We start from the raw sequence: 1,111 nt of genomic DNA on the forward strand, positions 1-1,111 counted from the left end.
TCTGGTCCATGAACTGCGACAGCTGGGAGGTGCCGAAGAACTCCTTGATCGACGCCACGACGGGGCGGATGTTGATCAGGGTCTGCGGCGTGATCGCCTCGACGTCCTGGGTGGTCATACGCTCGCGCACCACCCGCTCCATCCGGGCCAGGCCCAGACGGACCTGGTTCTGGATCAGCTCGCCGACCGTGCGCAGGCGGCGGTTGCCGAAGTGGTCGATGTCATCGGTCTCGACCACGATCTCCCCGCCGGCCGCGCCGGGCATGGAGACCTCGCCCGCGTGCAGCTTGACGATGTACTCGATCGTGGCGACGATGTCGTCCTCGGTCAGCGTGCCCTGGGTGATGTCGGCGTCGACGCCGAGCTTCTTGTTGATCTTGTAGCGGCCGACCTTCGCCAGGTCGTAGCGCTTGGAGTTGAAGTACAGGTTCTCCAGCAGCGCCTGCGCCGACTCGCGCGTGGGCGGCTCACCCGGACGCAGCTTGCGGTAGATGTCCAGCAGAGCGTCGTCCTGGCCGGCGGTGTGGTCCTTCTCCAGCGTGGCGCGCATCGACTCGTACCGGCCGAAGCGCTCCAGGATCTGCTCGCTCGTCCAGCCCAGCGCCTTGAGCAGCACCGTGACCGCCTGCTTGCGCTTGCGGTCGATGCGCACCCCGACGCTGTCGCGCTTGTCGATCTCGAACTCCAGCCAGGCGCCCCGCGAGGGGATCACCTTGCAGCCGTACAGGTCCTTGTCGGAGGTCTTGTCGACGCTGCGGTCGAAGTAGACGCCCGGGGAGCGGACCAGCTGGGAGACCACGACACGCTCGGTGCCGTTGATGATGAAGGTGCCCTTGCCGGTCATGAGCGGGAAATCGCCCATGAACACGGTCTGGCTCTTGATCTCACCGGTGGTGTTATTGATGAACTCCGCCGTGACGAACATCGGGGCGGAGTAGGTCATGTCCTTGTCTTTGCACTCATCAACGGAGTACTTGGGCGGCTCGAACCGGTGGTCGCGGAACGACAGGGACATGGTCCCGGAGAAGTCCTCGATGGGACTGATCTCCTCGAAGATCTCTTCGAGGCCCGACTGGGCCGGAACGTCCTTGCGCCCGGCCTGGCGAGCCGC

At 65.2% G+C, this 1,111-nt stretch carries 1 pseudogene; it reads right to left on the reverse strand.

Going from position 1 to position 1,111, the window contains the following annotated elements:
- Window positions 1–1,111, reverse strand: a pseudogene (locus AB0D67_RS39140) (DNA-directed RNA polymerase subunit beta); the annotation flags it as partial.

It is taken from the genome of Streptosporangium sp. NPDC048047 (assembly GCF_040653115.1).
GTDB lineage: Bacteria > Actinomycetota > Actinomycetes > Streptosporangiales > Streptosporangiaceae > Streptosporangium.